General features: G+C 28.7%; 19 protein-coding genes. 8 read left to right on the forward strand and 11 right to left on the reverse strand.

Annotated features, from left to right (window positions below; all coding sequences use genetic code 11):
• On the reverse strand, positions 1-1,239 hold the full coding sequence (locus ABNT65_RS04685; RefSeq protein ID WP_348747309.1) for a M14 family metallopeptidase: 1,239 nt from the start codon (positions 1,237-1,239) through the stop codon (positions 1-3).
• A gap of 86 nt (positions 1,240-1,325) precedes the next feature.
• Between ABNT65_RS04685 and ABNT65_RS04690 the strand changes: the two genes are divergently transcribed.
• The gene (locus ABNT65_RS04690; RefSeq protein WP_348706600.1) at positions 1,326-2,777 is read left to right on the forward strand and encodes a PLP-dependent aminotransferase family protein; all 1,452 of its coding nucleotides are present in this window, start codon (positions 1,326-1,328) and stop codon (positions 2,775-2,777) included.
• A 105-nt stretch (positions 2,778-2,882) separates the two neighbouring features.
• On the opposite strand, the gene ABNT65_RS04695 is transcribed toward ABNT65_RS04690, so the two are convergent.
• Positions 2,883-3,482, reverse strand: coding sequence for a DUF6642 family protein (locus ABNT65_RS04695; protein ID WP_348747310.1), 600 nt, complete (start codon positions 3,480-3,482; stop codon positions 2,883-2,885).
• A gap of 145 nt (positions 3,483-3,627) precedes the next feature.
• Between ABNT65_RS04695 and ABNT65_RS04700 the strand changes: the two genes are divergently transcribed.
• A complete protein-coding gene (locus ABNT65_RS04700; protein ID WP_348747311.1) occupies positions 3,628-4,806 on the forward strand; it encodes a tetratricopeptide repeat protein in 1,179 nt (392 codons plus the stop codon).
• A gap of 636 nt (positions 4,807-5,442) precedes the next feature.
• Here ABNT65_RS04700 and ABNT65_RS04705 read toward each other — a convergent pair.
• Together ABNT65_RS04705 and ABNT65_RS04710 are read right to left on the reverse strand one after the other, a co-directional pair.
• Positions 5,443-6,282, reverse strand: coding sequence for a LamG-like jellyroll fold domain-containing protein (locus ABNT65_RS04705; protein WP_348747312.1), 840 nt, complete (start codon positions 6,280-6,282; stop codon positions 5,443-5,445).
• A 31-nt stretch (positions 6,283-6,313) separates the two neighbouring features.
• The gene (locus ABNT65_RS04710; RefSeq protein WP_348747313.1) at positions 6,314-7,006 is read right to left on the reverse strand and encodes an aspartate/glutamate racemase family protein; all 693 of its coding nucleotides are present in this window, start codon (positions 7,004-7,006) and stop codon (positions 6,314-6,316) included.
• A 207-nt stretch (positions 7,007-7,213) separates the two neighbouring features.
• On the opposite strand from ABNT65_RS04710, the gene ABNT65_RS04715 reads away from it, so the two are divergent.
• The 3 genes from ABNT65_RS04715 to ABNT65_RS04725 all read left to right on the forward strand — a co-directional run bounded on the left by ABNT65_RS04715 (position 7,214) and on the right by ABNT65_RS04725 (position 10,191).
• On the forward strand, positions 7,214-8,101 hold the full coding sequence (locus ABNT65_RS04715; protein WP_348739995.1) for a LysR family transcriptional regulator: 888 nt from the start codon (positions 7,214-7,216) through the stop codon (positions 8,099-8,101).
• A 343-nt stretch (positions 8,102-8,444) separates the two neighbouring features.
• Complete coding sequence (locus tag ABNT65_RS04720) at positions 8,445-8,876, forward strand: BlaI/MecI/CopY family transcriptional regulator (RefSeq protein WP_348747314.1); 432 nt, start codon at positions 8,445-8,447, stop codon at positions 8,874-8,876.
• On the forward strand, positions 8,869-10,191 hold the full coding sequence (locus tag ABNT65_RS04725) for a M23/M56 family metallopeptidase (protein ID WP_348747315.1): 1,323 nt from the start codon (positions 8,869-8,871) through the stop codon (positions 10,189-10,191). Before ABNT65_RS04720 ends, ABNT65_RS04725 begins: the two co-directional genes overlap by 8 nt.
• Before the next feature lie 438 nt (positions 10,192-10,629).
• On the opposite strand, the gene ABNT65_RS04730 is transcribed toward ABNT65_RS04725, so the two are convergent.
• Entirely contained in the window at positions 10,630-11,376 is a 747-nt protein-coding gene (locus tag ABNT65_RS04730; RefSeq protein ID WP_348747316.1) for a trypsin-like peptidase domain-containing protein, read from the reverse strand.
• A gap of 255 nt (positions 11,377-11,631) precedes the next feature.
• Here ABNT65_RS04730 and ABNT65_RS04735 point away from each other — a divergent pair, with 255 nt between their 5' ends.
• The 3 genes from ABNT65_RS04735 to ABNT65_RS04745 all read left to right on the forward strand — a co-directional run bounded on the left by ABNT65_RS04735 (position 11,632) and on the right by ABNT65_RS04745 (position 14,869).
• Positions 11,632-12,660: a sensor histidine kinase gene (locus ABNT65_RS04735; protein WP_348740002.1), complete on the forward strand. Its 1,029-nt coding sequence runs from the start codon at positions 11,632-11,634 to the stop codon at positions 12,658-12,660.
• A 1-nt stretch (position 12,661) separates the two neighbouring features.
• Positions 12,662-13,357, forward strand: coding sequence for a LytTR family DNA-binding domain-containing protein (locus ABNT65_RS04740; RefSeq protein WP_348747317.1), 696 nt, complete (start codon positions 12,662-12,664; stop codon positions 13,355-13,357).
• Positions 13,358-13,993: 636 nt separating this feature from the next.
• Positions 13,994-14,869, forward strand: coding sequence for a tetratricopeptide repeat protein (locus tag ABNT65_RS04745; protein WP_348747318.1), 876 nt, complete (start codon positions 13,994-13,996; stop codon positions 14,867-14,869).
• Between the two features lie 125 nt (positions 14,870-14,994).
• Here the strand turns inward: ABNT65_RS04745 and ABNT65_RS04750 are convergent, their stop codons facing one another.
• The 6 genes from ABNT65_RS04750 to ABNT65_RS04775 all read right to left on the reverse strand — a co-directional run bounded on the left by ABNT65_RS04750 (position 14,995) and on the right by ABNT65_RS04775 (position 21,673).
• Positions 14,995-16,308, reverse strand: a complete 1,314-nt coding sequence (locus tag ABNT65_RS04750) for a DEAD/DEAH box helicase (RefSeq protein ID WP_348747319.1) — start codon at positions 16,306-16,308, stop codon at positions 14,995-14,997.
• A gap of 2 nt (positions 16,309-16,310) precedes the next feature.
• Entirely contained in the window at positions 16,311-17,648 is a 1,338-nt protein-coding gene (locus ABNT65_RS04755) for a DEAD/DEAH box helicase (RefSeq protein WP_348747320.1), read from the reverse strand.
• Between the two features lie 94 nt (positions 17,649-17,742).
• Positions 17,743-18,765 (reverse strand): hypothetical protein, encoded by a 1,023-nt coding sequence (locus ABNT65_RS04760; RefSeq protein WP_348706570.1) that lies wholly within the window; start codon positions 18,763-18,765, stop codon positions 17,743-17,745.
• A gap of 91 nt (positions 18,766-18,856) precedes the next feature.
• Positions 18,857-19,384 (reverse strand): hypothetical protein, encoded by a 528-nt coding sequence (locus ABNT65_RS04765; protein ID WP_348706567.1) that lies wholly within the window; start codon positions 19,382-19,384, stop codon positions 18,857-18,859.
• Between the two features lie 80 nt (positions 19,385-19,464).
• Positions 19,465-20,514 (reverse strand): ArsO family NAD(P)H-dependent flavin-containing monooxygenase, encoded by a 1,050-nt coding sequence (locus tag ABNT65_RS04770; RefSeq protein WP_348747321.1) that lies wholly within the window; start codon positions 20,512-20,514, stop codon positions 19,465-19,467.
• Positions 20,501-21,673 carry a PatB family C-S lyase gene (locus ABNT65_RS04775; RefSeq protein ID WP_348747322.1) on the reverse strand — a complete coding sequence of 391 codons (1,173 nt, stop codon included), beginning with the start codon at positions 21,671-21,673 and terminating at the stop codon, positions 20,501-20,503. The genes ABNT65_RS04770 and ABNT65_RS04775 overlap by 14 nt, the downstream gene beginning before the upstream one ends.
• Positions 21,674-21,698 lie beyond the last annotated feature (25 nt).

Below are 21,698 nucleotides of genomic sequence, written 5' to 3' on the forward strand. Positions count from 1 at the left end.
TTAGTTAATATTTGATTTATTTAAAATTTTCATCATCTCTTCTGCAGTTACTTTTCCTACTACTTTAATTTTATCTCTTGGCGTAGCATCTCCAATTTCATAAGTAATTCCTACTGCATTATGTCCATATAAAAACCAACCTTTAGAAACAGGTTTTGTACTGTTTCCTGATTTTTCATTTACTTTATAGTTTGGGATATTTTTTTCTAAAGCTAAAAACCACTCATTAATAAAATTGGGAAGTGCAGTGGTTTTCCTTATCTTATTTGTATAAAAAACATCTTCATAAGTTGAATGAAAATCAAGTCCTAAAACAATTCTTCCATTATGTTTTTTACTTTGTTGTGTTATGAATTTTACAATCTGATTAATTTCTGGTTGATGATATTTAGACCAATCTCTATTGGTATCTACCCCTCCAGCATTATGACGCCAGTGTCCTAAATCTACTCCATCAGGATTTACAATTGGAAAGGCTAAAACTCTATATTTATTAAGAAACTCATTAGTTAAACTATTATCATGTAAAATAGTTTTTAAAAACTCTTGATAAGCAAAAAAACCTGTTACTTCTGGTGGATGTTGTCTTGTTAATAAAACAACAATAGGCTTATTGTTTTTTGTTCCTTTGTAAATGTCTAATACAGGTAAATTTCGTTTTAAAGTAGTTTTACCTACACTTTTTAAACGTACATAGGGTTTATTTTTTATTACACTTTTATACCAACGTTCTGTATCTTTTGAAGTAACGATCTCTTGTGCAGATACCCATGTTGTATCTTTTGAAATGTTTAATTTTAGATAAAAGTATTCGTTATTTTTAAATACCTTAGAAGAATCAATAGCACGCCAACTTGAACTCTTCGTTTTTATTTTTGGAACATATCGATGTTTAAATTCTTTAGGATACTCAAATTGAATATAAATTGATTTTGATTTTTTTGACCATATTTTAAAAGAGTAATAAGCACTATTATTTATTGGAGTATTTTCTGGTTTAATTACCGCTTTTACAATACTATCGTTTACTTTTTCAAAACCATTTAACCGCGCTGCATCAAAATTATTGGTTGCAAAGACTTGCATATCTTTAATAGAATATACTTGGTGTTTTTGCTTATAAATTTCTTTGCTGGTAGTATCTACTGGATTTTTAAATTTAACAACTTTTACTGAATTACATCCTACAAAAAGTAAAAGTAGAACAACTAAATTTTTAAAGGTAAAACTGAATCTCATATAAAATTTTTCTATATCGAGTATAAAATTATAAGGTTAAACATGTATATTGTGCATACCAATTTTTTATTTTAACACATACCAATTTGTATTTTAATTTTAAAAACTTATTACAAGGAACAAAAGAATGGAACCATCTAGAAACCCCTATCTACAAGAGAATATACAATTCTTTTAAAAATTTAATTTTAAATGAGGTTATACCAAATAATACTCAATTACCACCCACGAGAGTATTAGCTAAAGATTTAGAAATTTCGAGAAGTACAGTAGTTAAAGCTTTTGATTTATTAAGTTTTGAAAGATTCATAATACCTAAAAAAGGAGCTGGTTTTTTTGTTAATTATAATTTGACTAAAAAAAGTTTGCCTAATAAAGATAACGATTTTCTTGATTATCCTAAAATTTCTAAAAAAGCGAATCTCTTTTTAAAAAATACTTATTTAAATACTGATACTTTTTCCAAAAACAATATTGCATTCAGACCTGGTTTACCTCCACTTGATATTTTTCCAATTAATAAATGGAAAAAAATATCTAACAAGTATTGGAGAGAAGCTACTCCTACAAATTTATCATATGCTCCAGCTGAAGGTCTGGATACCTTAAGAATAAGTATTATGAATTATCTTCGAATCTATAGAAATATAGATTGTGATTATCAGCAAATTATTATCACCTCTGGTTCTTTACATTCTTTATATTTAATTGGTAATAGTATACTAAACAAAGGGAATTCCATTGTTATGGAAAATCCTACTTTCCCAAGGGCCTATAATTTATTCAAAAGTTTAAAAGCAAACATTATTCCTTGTGAAATAGATTCTGAAGGCATTAACATTGATTCTATTAAACAGAATAATGTAAAATTTGTGTATACCACACCTTCTAACCAGTACCCTTTGGGAGTTAAAATGAGTAAAAATAGAAGAGAAGAATTACTCAATTGGGTTTCAACAAATAATTCACTAATTATTGAAGATGATTATGACCATGAATTTAGTAATTGGGACAATCCAATATCATCTTTATTTAGTTTAGATTCAGAAAAAAGAGTAATTTATATTGGTACCTTTAACAAACTACTTCACCCCTCTTTAAGAATTGGCTATATGTTAGTTCCTAAATATTTAGTTACGCCAATTAAAAGTATTTACGAACAGTCTTGTAGGTTTATTTCGGTTCATTTACAAGAGAACCTAAATGAGTTTATAATTAGAGATTATTTAAATAAACATATTAGAAATGTTATTGTTACCTCTAAAAATCGAAAAAGGATGTTTTCTGAATTGACAAAAAACTTTTTAGATATCAATTCTTCTTTTGATGGATTGCATTTAATAGGAAAAATAAAAAAAGAAGATCTAAATGATAATTTAGTTCATAAAAAGTTATTAGCTCAAAATGTTGTTGCTTATCCCTTAAGTAACTATTATATAACTAAAAGAAAAAAACATGGACTTGTTTTAGGTTATTCTTCTGTTAATGAAAAAGTAATGAGGGAAAAAATATATAAAATGTCTAGTACTTTAAGTTAAAAAAGTCAATTATCTTAATAAAAACTATTTACAGTTTTATCTATACAATAAACTACTTCGGGATATTGTAACCTTTGTATTACTTTTACTTTTTAAAACTTAAATTTAATAATACAACCTAAAATCCAGTAGTTTGCACAGTTTATAATGTTTTTGGTAAAGTTGTTCTACCACCTCAAACATATTATCATCCTCTTTAAATAGATTAAAGAACACTTTATCTAAATTAGAACTCGTTATTCCATTAAATTCATTCCCATAGCCAGAAATGGCTTTAGCACCTGTAATATCTAAAAAATACTGTGCCTCCTCTTCGTCTAAATCAAGCACTTTCGCATTTGAAAAATGTAATACTTTATCATTTAATCTCCCTTCAAAAATCTCAGCAATTTCCTGTAAACTATAATAGTAATCATTTAAACAAATACTATTGGCTTCTCCTGTCATTACCAAATAAATGATTTCATAGTTTTTAAAATTATGATCATCTAAAACCAAGGTATTTAAACTAGCTTCTAAACCTTCAATAGTATCGCAGGTTTTATGAATACTGGCAATTCCATATTGCATGGTTAAGGCCTCTAGTTTTTCTTGTGTTGGCGTAACCTTGTCTACTTCTATGTCATGAACAGCTTCTAAACAGAATATAAAATAATCTGTATTTGTAAATTGTTCTTGGGGTAATTGTTGTCTTTTTTCTAACAAGTTTCAGGGTTTATAAAAATAAAATGCAAAAATAAGACAACCCTTTTATTTTTTACTTATCAGTTAAAAATAATCAAGTAATGCAAAAACATTTATTACAGGATTTTTTTTGATATTTGCATCTGAGAAAAATAAAATATATGCTATGCTATTTTTTTACTACTTAGTTTTCTTATTTCTTTTTACGATAATATTAAGACCTTTTTCTACTTTAATTCATGAATTAGGACATGGTATTCCTGCATTATTACTAACAAATAAGAAAGTAACATTATATTTAGGTTCTTATGGAGATCCAAAAGAAAGTGTAAAAGTAGTTATTGGAAGATTAGAACTTTTTTTTAATAAAAAACCGTTTAACTGGAATATTGGGCTTTGTGTGTTAGAGCAAGAAATACTTTCTGTTAATAAACAAATAGTCATTAATTTAATGGGACCTATAGCTTCATTAGGTCTATCTATATTTTTAAGTTATTTAGTTTTTTTTACTGAGTTAAATGACTATGTTAAGTATATTTTGTTTTTTTTCAATGTTTCAACTTATTACGATTTCTTCATTAATATTGTTCCTAGTAAAAATGCTATAGAACTTTATGATGGAACTACCGTTTTTAATGATGGAAAACAAATATTAAATTTATTGAAGTTTAAAAAAACACCTATTGAATATAATCTTGGAGTTGAACATTATAACAACCAAGAATATGATCTTGCTGCTGTAGAATTTGAAAAAATTTATGAAAAAGGTTATCGTGAAAGAGTTATTTACCAATTATTAATTAGTGCTTATTTACAGATTAAAGATTATGATAATGCGTTAAGAGTTAATAATATATACTGTAATGAATTTAAAAATAAACTTGATTCAAATGATTACAGTAACTCAGGACTCATAAAATCTTTTTTTGGTGCATATAATGAGGCATTGACTGACTACCAAAAAGCTATTGAACTTAATCCTAAAAATAGTATTGCACTTAATAATAGAGGTTATACTTATAATATAATAGAAGATTATGAAAATGCATTAAAGGATTTTGAAGAAGCAATAGCACTAGAAGAAAATTTTGCTTATGCATTAAATAATAGAGGTTTTGCAAAGATTAAACTTGGTAAAAAAGAAGAAGGTTTTAAAGACCTTGAAAAGTCAATGACATTAGATGATGCTAATTCATATTGTCATCTTAATTTTGGTATTTATCATTATGATAATGGTGACTATAAAAAAGCTTTACAATACTATAAAAAAGCAAAAGAACTTGATACTACAACATACTTACTTGACAAGTACATAGAACAGGTAAAGCAAAAATTACGTGTATAGATTCAATTTAATGCATATTTACACTTACTTATTAACCTAAGTTCGATTATTATAAAAAATAACATTTAAACTTCTTATTGTCAGTTTGAGTACTTTTGAGATAGAAAAGATTTGTACAAGATTTTTTTTGAGAGAAAAAAGTTTGTACAGCTTTGTACAAGAAAAAAAAACAAAAAAAAAGTTTGTACAAGACAGATTGGTACACCCTTGTACAAGAAAATTTTTCAGAAAAAAAAGTTTGTACAGCTTTGTACAAGAAAAAAAATGCAAAAAAAAAGTTTGTACAAGACAGATTGGTACACCTTTGTACAAGAAAATTTTTCAGAAAAAAAAGTTTGTACAGTTATATTATAAGAAAAAGCATCAATACCCTTTTACTTTTAATTGTATAGTGGTTATAAAATAGTTAGTTAAAAAGTTACACTTAAAAACTATTTATTAATAATTGTTTAACTTTTACTTAATATACAGTATTTTAATCCTTTATAGTTTTGCCGTGTAATTGAATCCTATAAGATTTGATTATTTCCCTTAAATATGCTGTATCCCCTTGATGCAGCTTTTTTTGTTTTACTAATAACCTGTTTTTTTATATTTTCGATTAAATATCCCGTATGCTTACATGGGTGCAACTTATTATAAAGATTTTATACCATTTTTTAACTTAAAAACAGCTTCTATTTCTTTTGAGTTTAAGGACTTGTTAAAAATAGCTAGCTCATCCATAAAACCAATATACCCAAGTCCTAACATAATTTTTCCTTTTTCTGCTTTCCAAGTAAACGGATCGTTTATATTTTTTATGATGCCTTTATAGGTACCATTAAGATACAGTTTAAATACAGGCTGATTTGTATTTACATTGGAGAAAACCATGGCAACATGTGTCCAAGTTTTTGACTGAAATGGAGATGGATTTACAGTAACCGTACGTTTATTCCAAGCTGTTTCATTACTATTGCCCTTAGGATCCCAAACTGCAATATCTCCCATGGCTCCAAACCTAAACTTCCTTGGTGTATGGTTGGTAAAATCTACCCATAAACCAGCATCACTCCATTTAGAATCTGTTATGCAAATGGGATCACAGTAATGAGGCGCCAATTCTTTGTTGGGATCTAAACGTAACCAAAAAGATATAGTACCACTCCATGAAGTACTATTGTATCCTACATTTTTATATGCCTTATAAAAAATAGCCGATGTTTTTGCTTTTTTAAAGTGAATAGCGTCTCCAACAACTCCTTTTCCTTTAGCTAAAACCACATTAACATCGTTTAAACCTGCTTTAGCATTGGCAGCTTCTTTATAATTTTTAGCAGTATAAATTTTTTTGTCTCCTTTAAATATATCTGCTGATGATGTTCCGTCAAAAGAACTATAAAATAATAAGTGCTTTTTTAATTGGTTTTCTTGTGAAAATGAACAGAATATGTTGGCTAATAATACTAGCGTTAGGACTTTGATGGTTTTCATTATATTTTGATTAAAGATTAAGTACAGTAGTTTAGTTTAATGATAAATGAACCGCTTTATTAACGTGAATACTTCCAGTATTAAAAGTTGGTATAGCCACATTACTATTATTCATAAGTATTGGCAATTCAGTACAGCCTAATATTACCCCTTCTGTACCATTGTGCTGGGCTTTTTCTATAATTTTTAAAAGAACGTTTTTTGATTGCTCAGTAAATAGTCCTTTTAATAATTCGGTATAAATAATAGTATGAATGGTATTTCTATCGTCCTTATTAGGAATGCTAACCTCTAAACCATACGATTCATGTAAAACTTTAGTGTAAAAATTTTTCTCCATAGTATATTTAGTTCCTAAAAGCAATACTTTTTGAAGGTTATTATTTTTAATTGCTTCTCCTGTAGCATCAGCAATATGTATAAACGGAATGGAGATACTTTTTTTTATTTGTTCACTTACTATATGAATTAGGTTGGTACATAATACCACCATGTCTGCTCCTGCCCTTTCTAATTGCTTAGCGCTATTGCTTACTATAGTTCCAATGGCATCCCAATTGTTATTAAAGGTTAGTTTTTCTATTTCAGCAAAATCAACAGACACCATAATTATTTTTGCCGAGTGTGAACCTCCTAACATAATATTGGTCCTTTTATTAATTTGTTCATAATAAAGTTTGGAAGACTCCCAACCCATTCCTCCTATTAAGCCTATCGTTTTCATTTTTTATATCTAATTTTTTAAGTGAGTTTATTGATACAGTATCAAATAAAGTTGAATGATGGTCTGTACGATGTACAACTACATCTTTCTTGACTCAAAATTAGAGCAGTAAACACAAGTATGATAGAAAGTTAATTGAATATTTAAATAGTATTCATTGAAAAAAATTCAACTACATTATTTTCTATTGAATTGTATCTTTGAAATATGGAGTTAAAATATTTTAGACTTATTAAAACAATAGCCGATGAAGGAAGTATTGCTAATTCTTCTGAGCGGTTATTTTTAACACAATCTGCATTAAGCCATCAGCTAAAAGATTTAGAAGAACGTTTAGGTTTTAAAGTATTTCATAGAAGCAGAAATAAATGGAAGCTTACTAATGAAGGTGTTGAGTTATATAATTTAGCCAATACATTATTTAATGCTATTGATGATGGCTTTAGTAAAATTAAAAATATAAAAGAAGGCGCAAGAGGTACTATTAAATTATCTGCAGAATGCCAATCTTTTTTTCATACCATTCCTGGGTTTATACAAAAAATGGGAATGCTTTATCCAGAAATTGAGGTAGATTTAACTTTAGGAGCTACACAACAAACCATATCACAAGTAATATCTAATGAAATAGACATAGCTATTGTAGTTTCTAAACCTGTATCTGAAGAATTAACAAGTATAAAAATATATGATGATGAAATTTTTGCAGTAATACATAAAGAAAGTCTTTATAATCAATATAACTATTTAGAGGCTAGTCATTTTTTGGATGCCCATTTACTTATTAATAGTTTTCCAATAGAAAGCGTAGCTGTTTATGATCAATTTTTAAAACCCAATAAAATTACTCCTAAAAAAATAACGGCGATTCCTTATACAGAAATAACCTTATCTATGATTGAAGCTAATATGGGAATTATGTGTGCTCCAAAATGGCAACTAGCTCCTTTTAAGCTATCTGAAGATCTTGTTTTTAAAAGAATTGGTAAAAATGGACTGAAACGTAACCATTATTTAGTAGTAAAAACAACCAATAAGAATAAAAATTATATTCATGATTTTATTACTAGTTTTCAAGAAGACTTTTTAAGATAATAATCTGTTTGTCTGAAGGAAAGATTGCTTTAACACCTCGCAATGACGTTGGTCAATTTTTAATTTTTGTCTTTAATGTCAGTTCGAGTGTTGACCAAAGGAAGATGTATCGAGAACTATTCTACAAACGAAAACTTCTCCATACAAAATGAGTTTCAAGTGATATTTTAATTTTAAAAGAAACTCTTTATCTGTTAAATATAAAAATAAGTTCGACTATAATTTTGTGCCATATAAAATCTTGCTATCACTGCAAAATATGTAATGACATATAGATTTTTTCGCTTAATTTTTTAATCCAATTTTTATTAATCAGCACCTATATAACTATAAATATAGTTTTATGACTATAATTATAGTTATAGTTGTGAAAAAATTATATATTTGCCCTATGAATGAATTAACAAAAGCCGAAGAACAAGTAATGCAATACGTATGGAAACTTGAAAAAGCCTTTCTTAAAGATATTGTAGAGCAGTTTCCAGAACCTAAACCTGCATACACTACAATATCAACAGTAGTAAGGGTTTTAGTTAAAAAAGAGTTTTTGAAATATGATACTTATGGTAAAATCCGTCAGTACTCAGCAACCATTTCAAAAGACAATTATTTTAAAAGACATATGAAGGAAGTAATTAAAAACTTCTTTAGTGGCTCTCCTAGTAAGTTTGCTTTATTTTTTACTAATAATGAAGATTTAAACCTTACGGAACTTGAAAATATGAAGCTAATGCTTGAAAGTAAAATTGAAAAATTAAAAGCAACTAATGAATAGTTTAGTGTATCTACTACAAGTTACTTTAACTTTTTCGGTACTCTACGTTTTATATAAGGTATTTTTAGAAAGGTTAACATTTCATAATCTAAACAGAATTGTATTGGTATTAATACTTCCTGTTTCTATATTAATTCCTTATTCAAACAATTTTTTTCCATCAATTGCCTCTAAAGCTATTGAAGTTCCTGTATTTGAATATATTCAATTAAATAACATTACAGAACAATTACAAGTTGTTAAACAGCCTATAACTTCCTCTTTTCTTGATTATTCTTCAGCTTTACTATTTCTATATGTATTGGTGTTATCCATTTTATTGATACGAATTTTAGGAGCAATCATACAACTATATATGTTAAAAAGTAACGCTAAAACCATTAAAAAGAGTACTTATAAACTGGTTATAGCTAATGTGCCAGAAACTTTTTCTTACTTTAACTGGATTTTTATTCCTAAAAGGAATATTGAGCAATTAGACGATCAAATTATAGCCCATGAAAAAGTGCATATTAAGTTAAAACATTCTTGGGATGTTATTTTTACCGAAATCTATATTGCTTTCTTTTGGTTTAACCCACTACTCTACCTTTATAGAAAGTCTTTAAAATCTGTACATGAGTTTCAAGCTGATAAGGGCGTGCTAAATAATGGAGTTAAAACTTCTGATTATCTGCAAGTACTGTTGCAAAATCTTGAAATTTCAAAACCCAATAATTTATATAACTATTTTAACCAATCTATTCTTAAAAAACGAGTTACCATGATGACAAAACCCAAATCTAATAGTCTTAATAAGCTTACATACATAGCATTACTACCTGTTTGTGTTTTATTAATTTTTGCATTTACCTCACCAGCTATTGAAGATGATGGCTACCTAAACGGCGAAGTTACTTCAGAGTCTTTTAGTACACCTTCGTTTCTATTTCCAGTTAAAAATGCGACCAAAAATGATATTACCTCACATTTTGGAAAAAAAGCAAGGCATCCAAAAATAAAAAAAGAGAAAACACACCAGGGTATTGATATTAAAGCAAAAATAGGAACGCCTGTATTTGCAACAGCCGATGGTGTAATTTCAAAAGTTTCTTTAGAAAATAAATGGGGAAATTTAATTGTTATGACGCATACAGATGGTTATGAAACTTGGTATGCGCATTTGGATGGTTTTAATGTAAGTGAAAATCAAAAAGTAAAAAAAGGAGAGGTTATTGGTTATGTGGGAAATACAGGTTTTTCTACTGGACCACATTTACATTATGAAGTAAAGCAACATGGGAAACACCTAAACCCGTTAGATTATTTAGAATAATAAGCTTTCTAAATATCTCTATAAATAATAACAATACTATTTTTAATTACAAGGACACAATAACCAAGATTTTAATTCCCCGATGTTTTGCATCGGGGAAATTTATTTTTAGGTTAAAATGGTATTAGCAGATTGCCACAAAAAATTCCATTAAATTCCATTTTTTTCTCAATGACATCCTTAATTTACAAAGGTTCTCAAGATAAAGTAACGTCGAGTTGATAATGCCTCTTTAAAACTAAAATGTCACGTCACTTCGAGTGAAATTATTTGTAATGAAATGGAAACTCATTTTGTATCGAGAAGTTTTCGTTAGTAGAATAGTTCTCGATACAATTTTTACTCCGTTGTCACTTCTTAAAAATCACTCGAACTGACAATAAAGAGTTTAGATATTGGCTTTAATAATAATCAAATTCAGGTTATTATTAAATAAAGCTAATTTAGTTTAGAAAGAAACGTCAATACGTTTTTCATACTGGTAGCTTGTATAAATACTTCTTTTGTTTTTTCGTCTTGCCAACCAGAACTAACTAAGCCTACCACCTGTCCTCTTTTATCAACTACAGGAGCTCCGCTTAATCCGCCTAAACTTTTGGGGCCTTTAAGTTGCTTTAGGTTGTAATAGTTTCCGTCTATTTCATCAAATATGTATTCATACATACGTTGCGAGCCCATGGTATCTTTATAGGACCAACCTAAAACGTATAGTTTTTCTCCTTTTTTAAGAGGTTTTTCTCTAAATTGTAAAGGTTTATGCTTTGCTTTATGCTCTTTTATTGAAAATACCAACCAATCATTATAAGTTTCCCAGTTAGTGCCCATATAGCTCCAAGTAAGTGAATCTTTTTTATTTGTATTTAAAAGTTTATCAAGAATAACATACTGTGTACTATCGTTTTTAGGATGCATTTTCCATTGTTTTAATTCGCCCTCAAAATCAACAAACTTCATTTTATCTGTTTTTGTCATAATTAAAATGTGTTTTGCAGTAATTGCATACATTCTTTTTTTATAGCGTACTAAAAATCCATTTGAGACATTAGAATTATTAAACTTAGCATCTTTATATGAAACATTATTTATTAAACCTATAGGTGTTTTATGTAACCTTTTTATAGAAGAACAATTAACTAATACGGCTACTAAAATTGTAATGATTATGGTTTTTTGTATTGAAAACATATATGAGTGATTTATATATTAAACTGCCCCGATATAAAGCATCGGGAATTATTTCCCTTGCGATTAAAATCACGAATCTAAATAATAACTAATGCTTAAACTCCTTTAATAGATAAATAAGCAGTACTTGTATACGTATAAAAAGTAACCATCTACTTTTAAGTTTTTATACTCTTTTTCATTCTTTGTATACCTACACACATCAAATATCGATTAAACCTGTAATAAGCTTATAATTTCATTATATTTCCTGTTATGAATTTTGATAAAAAAATAATTGTAGAACATCTTGTCTTTTGGATTGTAATTTTTCTTTTTTATGTTTTTGCTTCCACTAGTTCTGAACTGTTTCAACAATCCTTAGAAAATACATTATTTAAATTCCCTTTAATAATAATAGCTACGTATGCTTTTAATAACTGGCAAGTGCCTTCTTATTTAAAACCTAAAAAGTATATAGCTTTTGGGGTTTCCATGATTTTTATGATTGGGGTTTTGGTATTTTTATTTCGTTTAGTAGGCTATTATTACTTAGATAAATATTGTGCGGAAGGCCCTTATCCACTCATTAGTTTGGGTGATTTTCCTTTTTACATGTTTTCTTTTCATTTTCCTGCTTTAATCATGTATTTTTTTAATACGAATAAAGAGCGAGAAAAGGAACGTGAAAAGGTGCTTCAATTAGAAAAAGAAAAAATAGCAACAGAGCTAAAATACTTGAAAGGGCAATTAAATCCTCATTTTTTATTTAATACCTTGAATAATTTATATTCTTATGTAATTACTAAATCTCCAAAGGCACCAGATATGGTATTGCAACTTTCTGAAATATTAGATTATATTTTATATAGAAGTCAGCAAAACTCCGTTCCTTTAACAGAAGAAATACATACTATAGAAAATTACATAGCTTTAGAGCAGATTAAATATGGAGATCGTTTGCAAATAGTGTTTGAAAAAAAGCTTTTAAAAAAAGGCGTTTCTATAGCTCCACTACTCCTTTTATCTATAGTAGAAAATGCTTTTAAACATGGGGTTAGAGATAGTGTTGTTAAACCCAAAATTAAAATTGTATTAACGCAGTTTGATACGCATATAACGTTTACTGTTTGGAATACAAAAATAACGGACACATACAACACTAAAGAGAATATGTATAAAAATGGTATTGGTCTTATAAATATCCAACGACAATTAGATTTGATTTATCCTGAAAAACACACATTAGATATTGAAGAATCTGATTTGTCTTTTAATTTAAAACTGACGCTTAAAATAAATTAAAATGGTACGATGTTTACTTGTTGATGATGAATCTCCTGCAATAGATTTATTAAAGAACCACATACAATTAGTAACTAACTTAGAAATTGTTGCTAGTTGTTATAGTGCTGTAGAAGCTTTTGAAATTTTGAAAAAAGAAAAAATAGATTTGCTTTTTTTAGATATTGAAATGCCTGTTTTAAAAGGTTTAGATTTTTTAAAAGCATTACAAAAACCACCAAAAGTAATTATTACAACTGCTTATAGAGAATATGCCATAGAAGGTTATGATTTAGATATTGTAGATTATTTGTTAAAACCAATTTCTTTTAATCGATTTGTTAAAGCTATTGACCGGTATTATGAACGAACGCATGTTTCTTTTTCAAAGGATGATGATAGTATTACTACTTTTTTCTATGTAAATGTAAATAAGAAGCAAATTAAGGTAATTTTTAAGGAGATTCTATATATTGAAAGTTTAAAGGATTATGTTAGAATTCATACTTCTGATAAAAAAATTGTGGTAAAAAGTAATATTGGTAAAATAGAAGGGTTGCTTCCTTCAAACCTGTTTTTACGTACGCATCGCTCTTATATTATAGCGCTAGATAAAATAACTGCTTATACCCAAAAAGATGTAGAAATTGGTACTATTGAAATACCTATTGGCTCAAGTTATTTAACCAAAGTGACTTCCTTACTATCAAATTCATAGAAACTGAGTTCAATTATTATAAATGTAACTTTTATTTAATTGCAAAATTGATATCCTAGGGGTTAATTCCCCAGATATCTTACTTCTAATAGTTTTGTTAAACTATTTTCGACCCGATACTCCGCATACTTATATCTAGGCAGTTAATTATATCCCAATCGTCAGTTCGAGTGTTAATCAAAGGAAGACGTATCGAGAACTATTCTACAAGCATAAACTTCTCGATAAAAAATGAGTTTTCATAGTATTACAAATAATTTCACTCAAAGTGATATTCATTTTCACCTGAATTGGATTATTACCACTACTAAAAATTGAGCTTTTAAACTCCTGTGAATGTCAGTTTGAGTGTTTTTTATGAAGTGATAACGGAATAAAAAATGTATCGAAAACAATTCCGAAAATGAAAACTTCTCGATATAAAATTATTTTCCATTTCATTACAAATAATTTCACTCGGAAGTGACATTTTAGTTTTAAAAGAAACTAATTATCAATAAGATATTAATAGAACTCAGATTAGAACCTATACACTTTTGCCCTTTTTGGCATTGATAACTTTGGCATGGTATACTTTTTTAAAAAGGTGCTTCTATTGAGTTTATTTTTAGCATAAATAACCTTAAAAAAGTAATTATGTTAAAATGTTTAAGTATTCTTTTAATGATAGTAATTCACTTAGTAGCTTTAACTTGTCAAGCTCAAAAATCAGAACGTGCCTTAGAAGATGAATTTGTAAAAAAGTATGCACCAGTAAATTTAAAAACACATGGTTTTACCTTAGCTGTAGACTCTAAAGTAGCGGAAGTGCATCAACTTTTTAATGATGTATCTGCCAACTTTTATTTTTATGGAGATAAAAAAGAGTTTGAAAAAAAAGTTGAAAAAATTATTGAATTAGATCCTAATTATCCAAGTGGTATTTTAATGAGTGGATTTTATGTACAAGATCCAGAGGAATATAAAAAACTGGTTACTAAAGCCTATAATTTATCTAAAAAAACTACATTAAAATCTGAAAGAGACATTATGCAGGCCGAATATGCTCTTTTGGTAGAGGAAGATTACCCTAAGGCTCAAAAGTACTTTAAAAAAGTAGTAGATATGTATCCTGATAGCGCTGCGGCTATTTGGTCTTTAGGAATGGCGTATTATTATAATAATGAATATGACAAAGCATTGGCTTGTTATAAAAAGAGTACCGAATTAATTCCTAATTTACCTAAAGGATACGAGTTTATGTCTGTTATGTTTTATCAAAAAAAGCAATATAAAAAAGCCTTAGAATACTTAGAATTAGCCAAAAAACACGGCGCTAAAACCCAAAACGATATCTATTTTGCAGAGTACGAGCATATTGTTTATTACAAAAATGGGCTCTATGAAAAAACAATGAAATCTATTAAAAAAGCATATACTTTTGGTAAGTATTTTAAGAATAGTGCAAGCTTAAAGAAAACGTATCAAGTTGCTAAAACTAAATTAGATTCAATTCAAGGAGTAAAGTTATAAATTTAAAAACCAATACCCTCTTTAGCTTTGAGAGTATTGGTTTTTATATACACAAGGGAGCTGGAAAACGAACTACCTCGATGAAAGTTATTGGAGAATTAACCCCTTCGCTATCAATCTAACGATTAAATAACTGAAACTCTTACTTTTTTCTTTTTTAGTCGAGAATTGTTTAATTTTTTTGCTAATTCATCTGCAATACTTAATGGAACAGATACAAATGCACAATCTTGTTTTAATTCTATAACTCCTAATTGATCTTTAGTTAGGTTTCCTTCTTTAAAAAAAAGTCCAGCAATATCTCCTTTTGATATTTTATCTTTTCTTCCTCCAGAAATGAATAAAGTAGTCCAAAATTGAGGTTTCCATACCGCTTTTTTAGTAATATCTATTGCTTTTGTTTTCTTTATAAATTCCGGTAACAATTCCTTTTCCCATTTTAATACATAAGCAGCTCCTTTAGCATTCACCCTTGCGGTACGTCCATTTCTATGCGTAAACTCTTCTATTGCTCTTGGAAGCTCATAATGAATAATAAATTTCATTTCAGGAATGTCAATTCCTCTTGCTGCCAAATCTGTAGCAATTAATAATTGAGAGGTTCCGTTTCTAAATTTAATTAAAGAACGCTCACGATCTCTTTGCTCCATACCGCCAGAAAAACAAGTATGACTAATTTTATTTTTTTTCAAAGCGTTACTAACTTCTGTAATACTATCTTTTACATTACAAAAAACAATACCAGGTTGATTTCCAATATGCAATAGCAAATCAACTAAAGTTTTTATTTTATTTTTTGAAGATGAAATTACCGTCTTTATTTCTAGTTTTGAAGCAGTTTTATTCTTTAAATAATTAATGATGGTAGGGTTATCTAAACGCACAAAATCAGGAACTTCAACTCCTTGAGTAGCAGAAGTCAAAATACGTTTATTTATACTAGGGATTTGATTTATAATTCCTCTCATTTCGTACTCAAACCCAACTTCTAAAGACTTGTCAAATTCATCTAAAACAATAGTTTTTATATAATTTTTAGAAAAACGATCATTATTAAAGTGATCTGAAATTCTTCCAGGTGTTCCTATTAAAATAGCAGGCGGATGTTTTAACTCAATTTTATCTTTAGCCATTGCCCTACCTCCGTAAACCGCATTTACTTTAAACCCAGATCCCATATTTCTAACCACTTGTTCTATTTGGATGGCTAATTCACGAGAAGGGACTAAAATTAAAGCTTGTACTTCTGAACAATTCGGATCTAATTTTTTGATTAGCGGCAGTAAAAATGCCAATGTTTTTCCTGTTCCTGTTGGAGAAAGTAAAATAACATTGGTTGTTTTTTCAATAACAGCTACGGCTTCTTTTTGCATTGAATTTAACTCATGGATATTCAGTTTTGTTAAAATCTCTTGTTGATCTTTAATACTATTTGCCATGATTATTTCTTGTTTTTTTGAGCACCTTTTTTAAGTTTATCATTCGTTCCCTGTTGTGCTAAGTGATGTGCTAAAACTTTCTCAATTAATTCCTCTTTTGTTAAATGATGAAATACCGTTTTTATTTTATATTTAAATTCTTCTGAAACCGTTCTATTAGGTTTGGTTTTAAATATTTTTTTTGCCCATAATAATGTATTATTTTCTTCTATACTTTTTGCATCTGCTTTCTTAAACTGACGGAAAGTAATACCTAACACTTCTTCTAAATCAGGAATATCCTCTACTTCTTCTTGCTGAATAATACTTAAAGAAAGCCCTTTAGCTCCTGCCCTAGCTGTTCTTCCACTTCTATGCGCATAGGCGTCATAAGTATCAGGTAAATGATAGTTTACAACATAAGCCACTTCTTTTACATCAATACCACGAGCTGCCAAATCAGTAGCTACTAAAATATCAATATGTCCGGCTCTGAACTGTTCCATTATTCGATCACGAATTCCTTGTGTTAAGCTACCATGAATGGCTCCTGAAGAAAATTTATTAATGGCTAAATTCTTAGCTAGTTTGTTAACTGCTGCTTTGGTTTTACAAAAAATAATACCTCTTTCTCTTTCTCTTGATGCTAAAAAATGTAAGAGTACTTCTAACTTTTCTATGGGTTCTACAACTACATATTGATGTTTTATTCCTTGATGTCCAACCGTTTTCATATCGGCTTCAATTTGAACAACCTCTTTAGCCATATAATTATTTACCAATTGCCTTATAGCACCAGACAAAGTAGCGGTAAATAATAACGTTCTTCTTTTCTTAGGAATTTCTTTAATAATACTATCGAGTCCTTCTTTTAAAGCACTTACCATTTCATCTGCTTCATCTAAGATAAAATATGATATGTTTTTAATATTAATAGCTTCACGCTTTACTAAGTCTGCCAAACGCCCTGGAGTTGCAACCACAATATGAGTTTCATTTTTTAAACGTTCAATTTGCGGTTTTATAGATATTCCTCCACAAACGGATGCTATAGATATTGAAGGTATATGCGTAGCAAAAGATGTTAAGTTTACACTAATTTGCTGCCCTAATTCTCTTGTTGGTGCTAAAATAACAGCCTGAATATTTGGGTTACTTGTATCTATTAACTGTAATAAAGGCAATCCAAAAGCTGCAGTTTTACCCGTACCTGTTTTAGCTAAAGCTACTACATCTTGATTTTGAGTTAGGATAATGGGAATTGTTTTTTCTTGAATATCTGTGGGTACAGAAATTTGTAAATGGGTTAAACTTTGTTGAAGTTCAGTATTAATTCCTAAATCGGAAAAACTTTTTGACATGAAAGTATTTTTTGCAAAGGTAAGTAGTATTAGACTAGTTTTACTAGTTTATGAAGGAATAATACGATTTCTCTCCTATTAGTTTTTTTAAATCTTACAGGGTTGTTTTAACCCCAACAACAATCCTTTCAATAATCTGTTTAGCAGTGGTTAAAGTAGATAAATCTGGGTTAATAGCTCCATTTTGTCCCGAATGATGTCCATGGCCAATAAGCTCCATTAAGTAGTAGTTTTTTTCATCATTTAAGTCAATTAATGTATTAAAAATTATAGAAGGTTGCCCTAATTGCCCTGTACCATTATGAAAGGTTTCATCATTTGGAAAATCATATTCCGAATAATATTCATTATCATCAAAAGCAACGTTAACTTCAATCTTTAATTTAAATTTTGATATTTTACTAATAGAAGATAATAATTGAAAATTATCTACAATTGTAGCTCCTGTTATTGCATCTGGTAATGGGTTATTACTTGGCGGAACGTAAAGCCCATCAGCATATTCTATATTTCTTTTGTGAGACCAAACGGGTAAAGCGTTTACACGTCTATAATCTCCTGAAGCATTTTTATTTTCATCAAACGACTTATAATTATCTTTACTTCTTCCTCCAAAAAATAAACCTCTTGCTGTGGCTTTAGATACAAAAAGTGTTTCCACATAATTACCTTGCTCATCTTCTACCCAAATAGCCATTTGAGGATGCCAATAATGTTCTGAACGTAATACATCAATTGTTAATTGAATATCATTAGATGTATTCATTTGAACAACTTCATAAGTAGTTAGATTTAAATCCTTTTCAATAGCTGCTTTTTGTTTAGCACCAAAATCCATTAAAGTTGAAAAAGGTGTTGTTTGAAAAAAAGCTCCTAAAAAAAATAATATACCAATAAACACTATAATCGTTACTAATTTTCCTTTTACATATACCTTTAACGATCTGAAATTATTTTTTAAATGAAATAATACTCCTAATGAAAATAAAATTCCGAATACAGTATGTATGGTAGCTGTAGCTCTTGAATATTCTAAAAAATATGATAAAACTCCTGTTATTAATAAAACAATAAAACTAATACCTATTGATAGGCTAATTATTTTTCTGAAAGTCATATAGAAATAATAAGTTAGTGGTACTTGAAAAAACAAACGCAGCTAAAGCTTTAAAAGTCAACTCTAACTACGTTTAAACATAAGGGAATTATTATAAGATTTTTTTTAGTCTATCTATTCTACTTTGTAAATAGGTAATCTGCTTTGCTTTATTTTTGGGCATTGTAAAAGCTAAAGGTTTAAATTTTGTTTTGTTAGAGAATTCCTTTTCCATTAATTTGATTTCTTTTACAATTATTTGTAAGCTTTGATCATCTGTTTCTCCCACTATACCATGAATATCATAAGAACGAGCATTAAATTTTGTAGTTTTAGATTTTTCCATTTTTGCTTTAAGAGCAATGAGATTAGTTCTCAAATTAGAAATGACTTTAGCTTCTCCAAATTTAGTTTTTGCTCCACGACAACTAGATGGTGAACAACCAGAAGTAGATTCAATAGCTTTAGCTGAAGTATTACAAGAAGATGTTTTTTCTCCATTTTTATTCTTTGTAGCACAAGCTATTTTATTATTCTTTTCTCCACTACAACATGATGATTGCGCATTAATATTTTTACTAAATAACATAATGATAGCCGTTACTACTGTTACTGCTAATGTTTTTAATTTAAGTTTCATTTTATTAGGATTTATGAATTAAACATTTACTTCTAATTCAGAAGACGAAGACTTAAAAAAAATGATGCATAAAATTTTAATTATTTTTTATTTAAAAGTTCAGTAATTTCTTTAACTGTGTGTCTTGCTGTTTTTCCAACACCATATATAGTTGCTGAGGCAAAACCTGTCCAACTACCATAGCCTACTAACCAAAGATTCTGTTCTTTTATAGAACGTGTATATTCCGTTTTAACACGATTATTTTCAATAATATTTAAAGGTTTCAAGTGAATCATATTTGCTTTAAACCCTGTACACCAAATTACAATATCAAATTCTTCTTTTGTACCATCCTTCCATATAACACCATGTTTATAAAAAGATACAAATGGACGTTTAGTATTTAACACGTTTCTATTACGTGCTTCTTTTACACTTTCAACCATTACAATATTACTTAATGAAGCTTTGATTCCTGAAGTTGTATTTGTCGTCTTACTCAAAAACTTTTGAGTGGCAGCATTGAATAAGTACCTTCCATCAATATCATCTGGTAAAAAGTAAGGTTCATGTAAAGTAACCCATTGTGTTTGCGCAACTTTAGATACTTCAGCTAAAATTTGTGCTCCAGAATTTCCACCACCAATAATAAGTACTTTTTTACCTTTAAGATTCGATGTATTTCTATAACCTGAAGAATGTAGTTGTTCTCCTAAAAACATCTCTTGACCTGAATATACTGGAATAAAAGGTTGTTGAGCCGTCCCTGTAGCACTTACCAAAGTTTTACTATAGAATATATTTTGTTTGGTTTCAACTTTAAATAAATTATTTTCCTTACGAACGGCAATAACTTTAGAGTTTCTTTGAATAGGAAAATTATATCTTGCTTCATATTTCTCTAAATATGAAATAAATTCATCTTTAGTTGGGTATTCGTCTTCTCTTTTTGGCATTCCCCAACCTGAAAGCGAGCTATATGTTATTGGTGAAAATAGTTTTAAACTTTCCCAAGTTTGCAACCAAGAACCACCCGCTTTTTCTTGGTCATCTAAAACAAGATAATCTAGCTTATTTCGTCTTAAAAAATATGCTATTGATAATCCTGCTTGACCTCCTCCAATAACGAGCGTATCATATATTTTCATGCATTGCTGTTTTTAATTGAGCAAAGGCTTCTTGTATTTTAGATAATGGTGATGCTATATTCATACGCATAAATTGAGCGTGGTCTTTATCAAACCATGTTCCTGGTGTTAACGCTAATTTAGATTTGCTAAACACTAAATTATTTAATGTTTCATTTGACAAATTCAACTTGCTAAAGTCTAACCATACTTGATACGTACCTTCAGGAACAAACACTTTTATTTGTGGCAATTCTTTTTGTACAAAATTTTGAATCCAATCTACACTTTTTTCCAAATATGAAACCAACTCATCTACCCATTTTTCACCTTTTGTATAAGCAGCAATCGTTGCTAAAGCTGATAATGTATTACCGTGGTCAAGGTACATTGAGCCTATGGTTGCTTTTACTTTTGAGAATACATTCTCATTTGGAATATAAAGATATCCATTAGAAATACTTTGCATTCCAAACGTTTTAGCAGGTGAACCTATAATAGCTATGTGTTTATTGCTAAATGACGAAATACTATTGAATGTAGCTTTAGAATAGATAATATCGGAATGTATTTCGTCACTAACAATAGTTACATTGTAAGTATCTGCCAACTCGGTTAGTTTTTGTAACTCTTGCTTATTCCATACACGACCAACTGGATTGTGTGGATTACAAAGTAGTAGAATTTTCACATTTCCTGTTTGAAGTTTTTGTTCTAAATCTTCAAAATCCATTTTATAGTTTCCGTCAACAATTTTTAACGGGTTTGGTACTGCTTTTCTATTTGCTGTTTTAATAAGCTTGTAAAACTGATGGTAAACAGGCGTTTGTACTATAACTCCATCGCCTTCATTAGTTAGTTCTCTAATTAGTAATGCTATACCAGTGAGTACACCAGGAACTTGAACAAAATATTTACTATTTAGTTTTAATTGATGTCTTTTTAAATTCCAATCTGTAATTGCCTGAAATACTTTATTGGTATTAAATTCGTAAGCATAAATACCTCTATCTATCAAACGTTGCAATTCTTTAGTAATGGGCTCTGCAACCTTAAAATCCATATCAGCAATCCAGAACGGCGTAACATCTGTAGAACCAAATATTGATTTTAAATAATTTGGATTACTCTTTGCAAATTGATGTTCGTAATCATTGTGTAATGTATCAAATAGACTCATAATTAAAAGTTTTTTAGATGTTATT

It is taken from the genome of Tenacibaculum sp. 190524A02b (assembly GCF_964036645.1).
Classification (GTDB): domain Bacteria; phylum Bacteroidota; class Bacteroidia; order Flavobacteriales; family Flavobacteriaceae; genus Polaribacter; species Polaribacter vairaonense.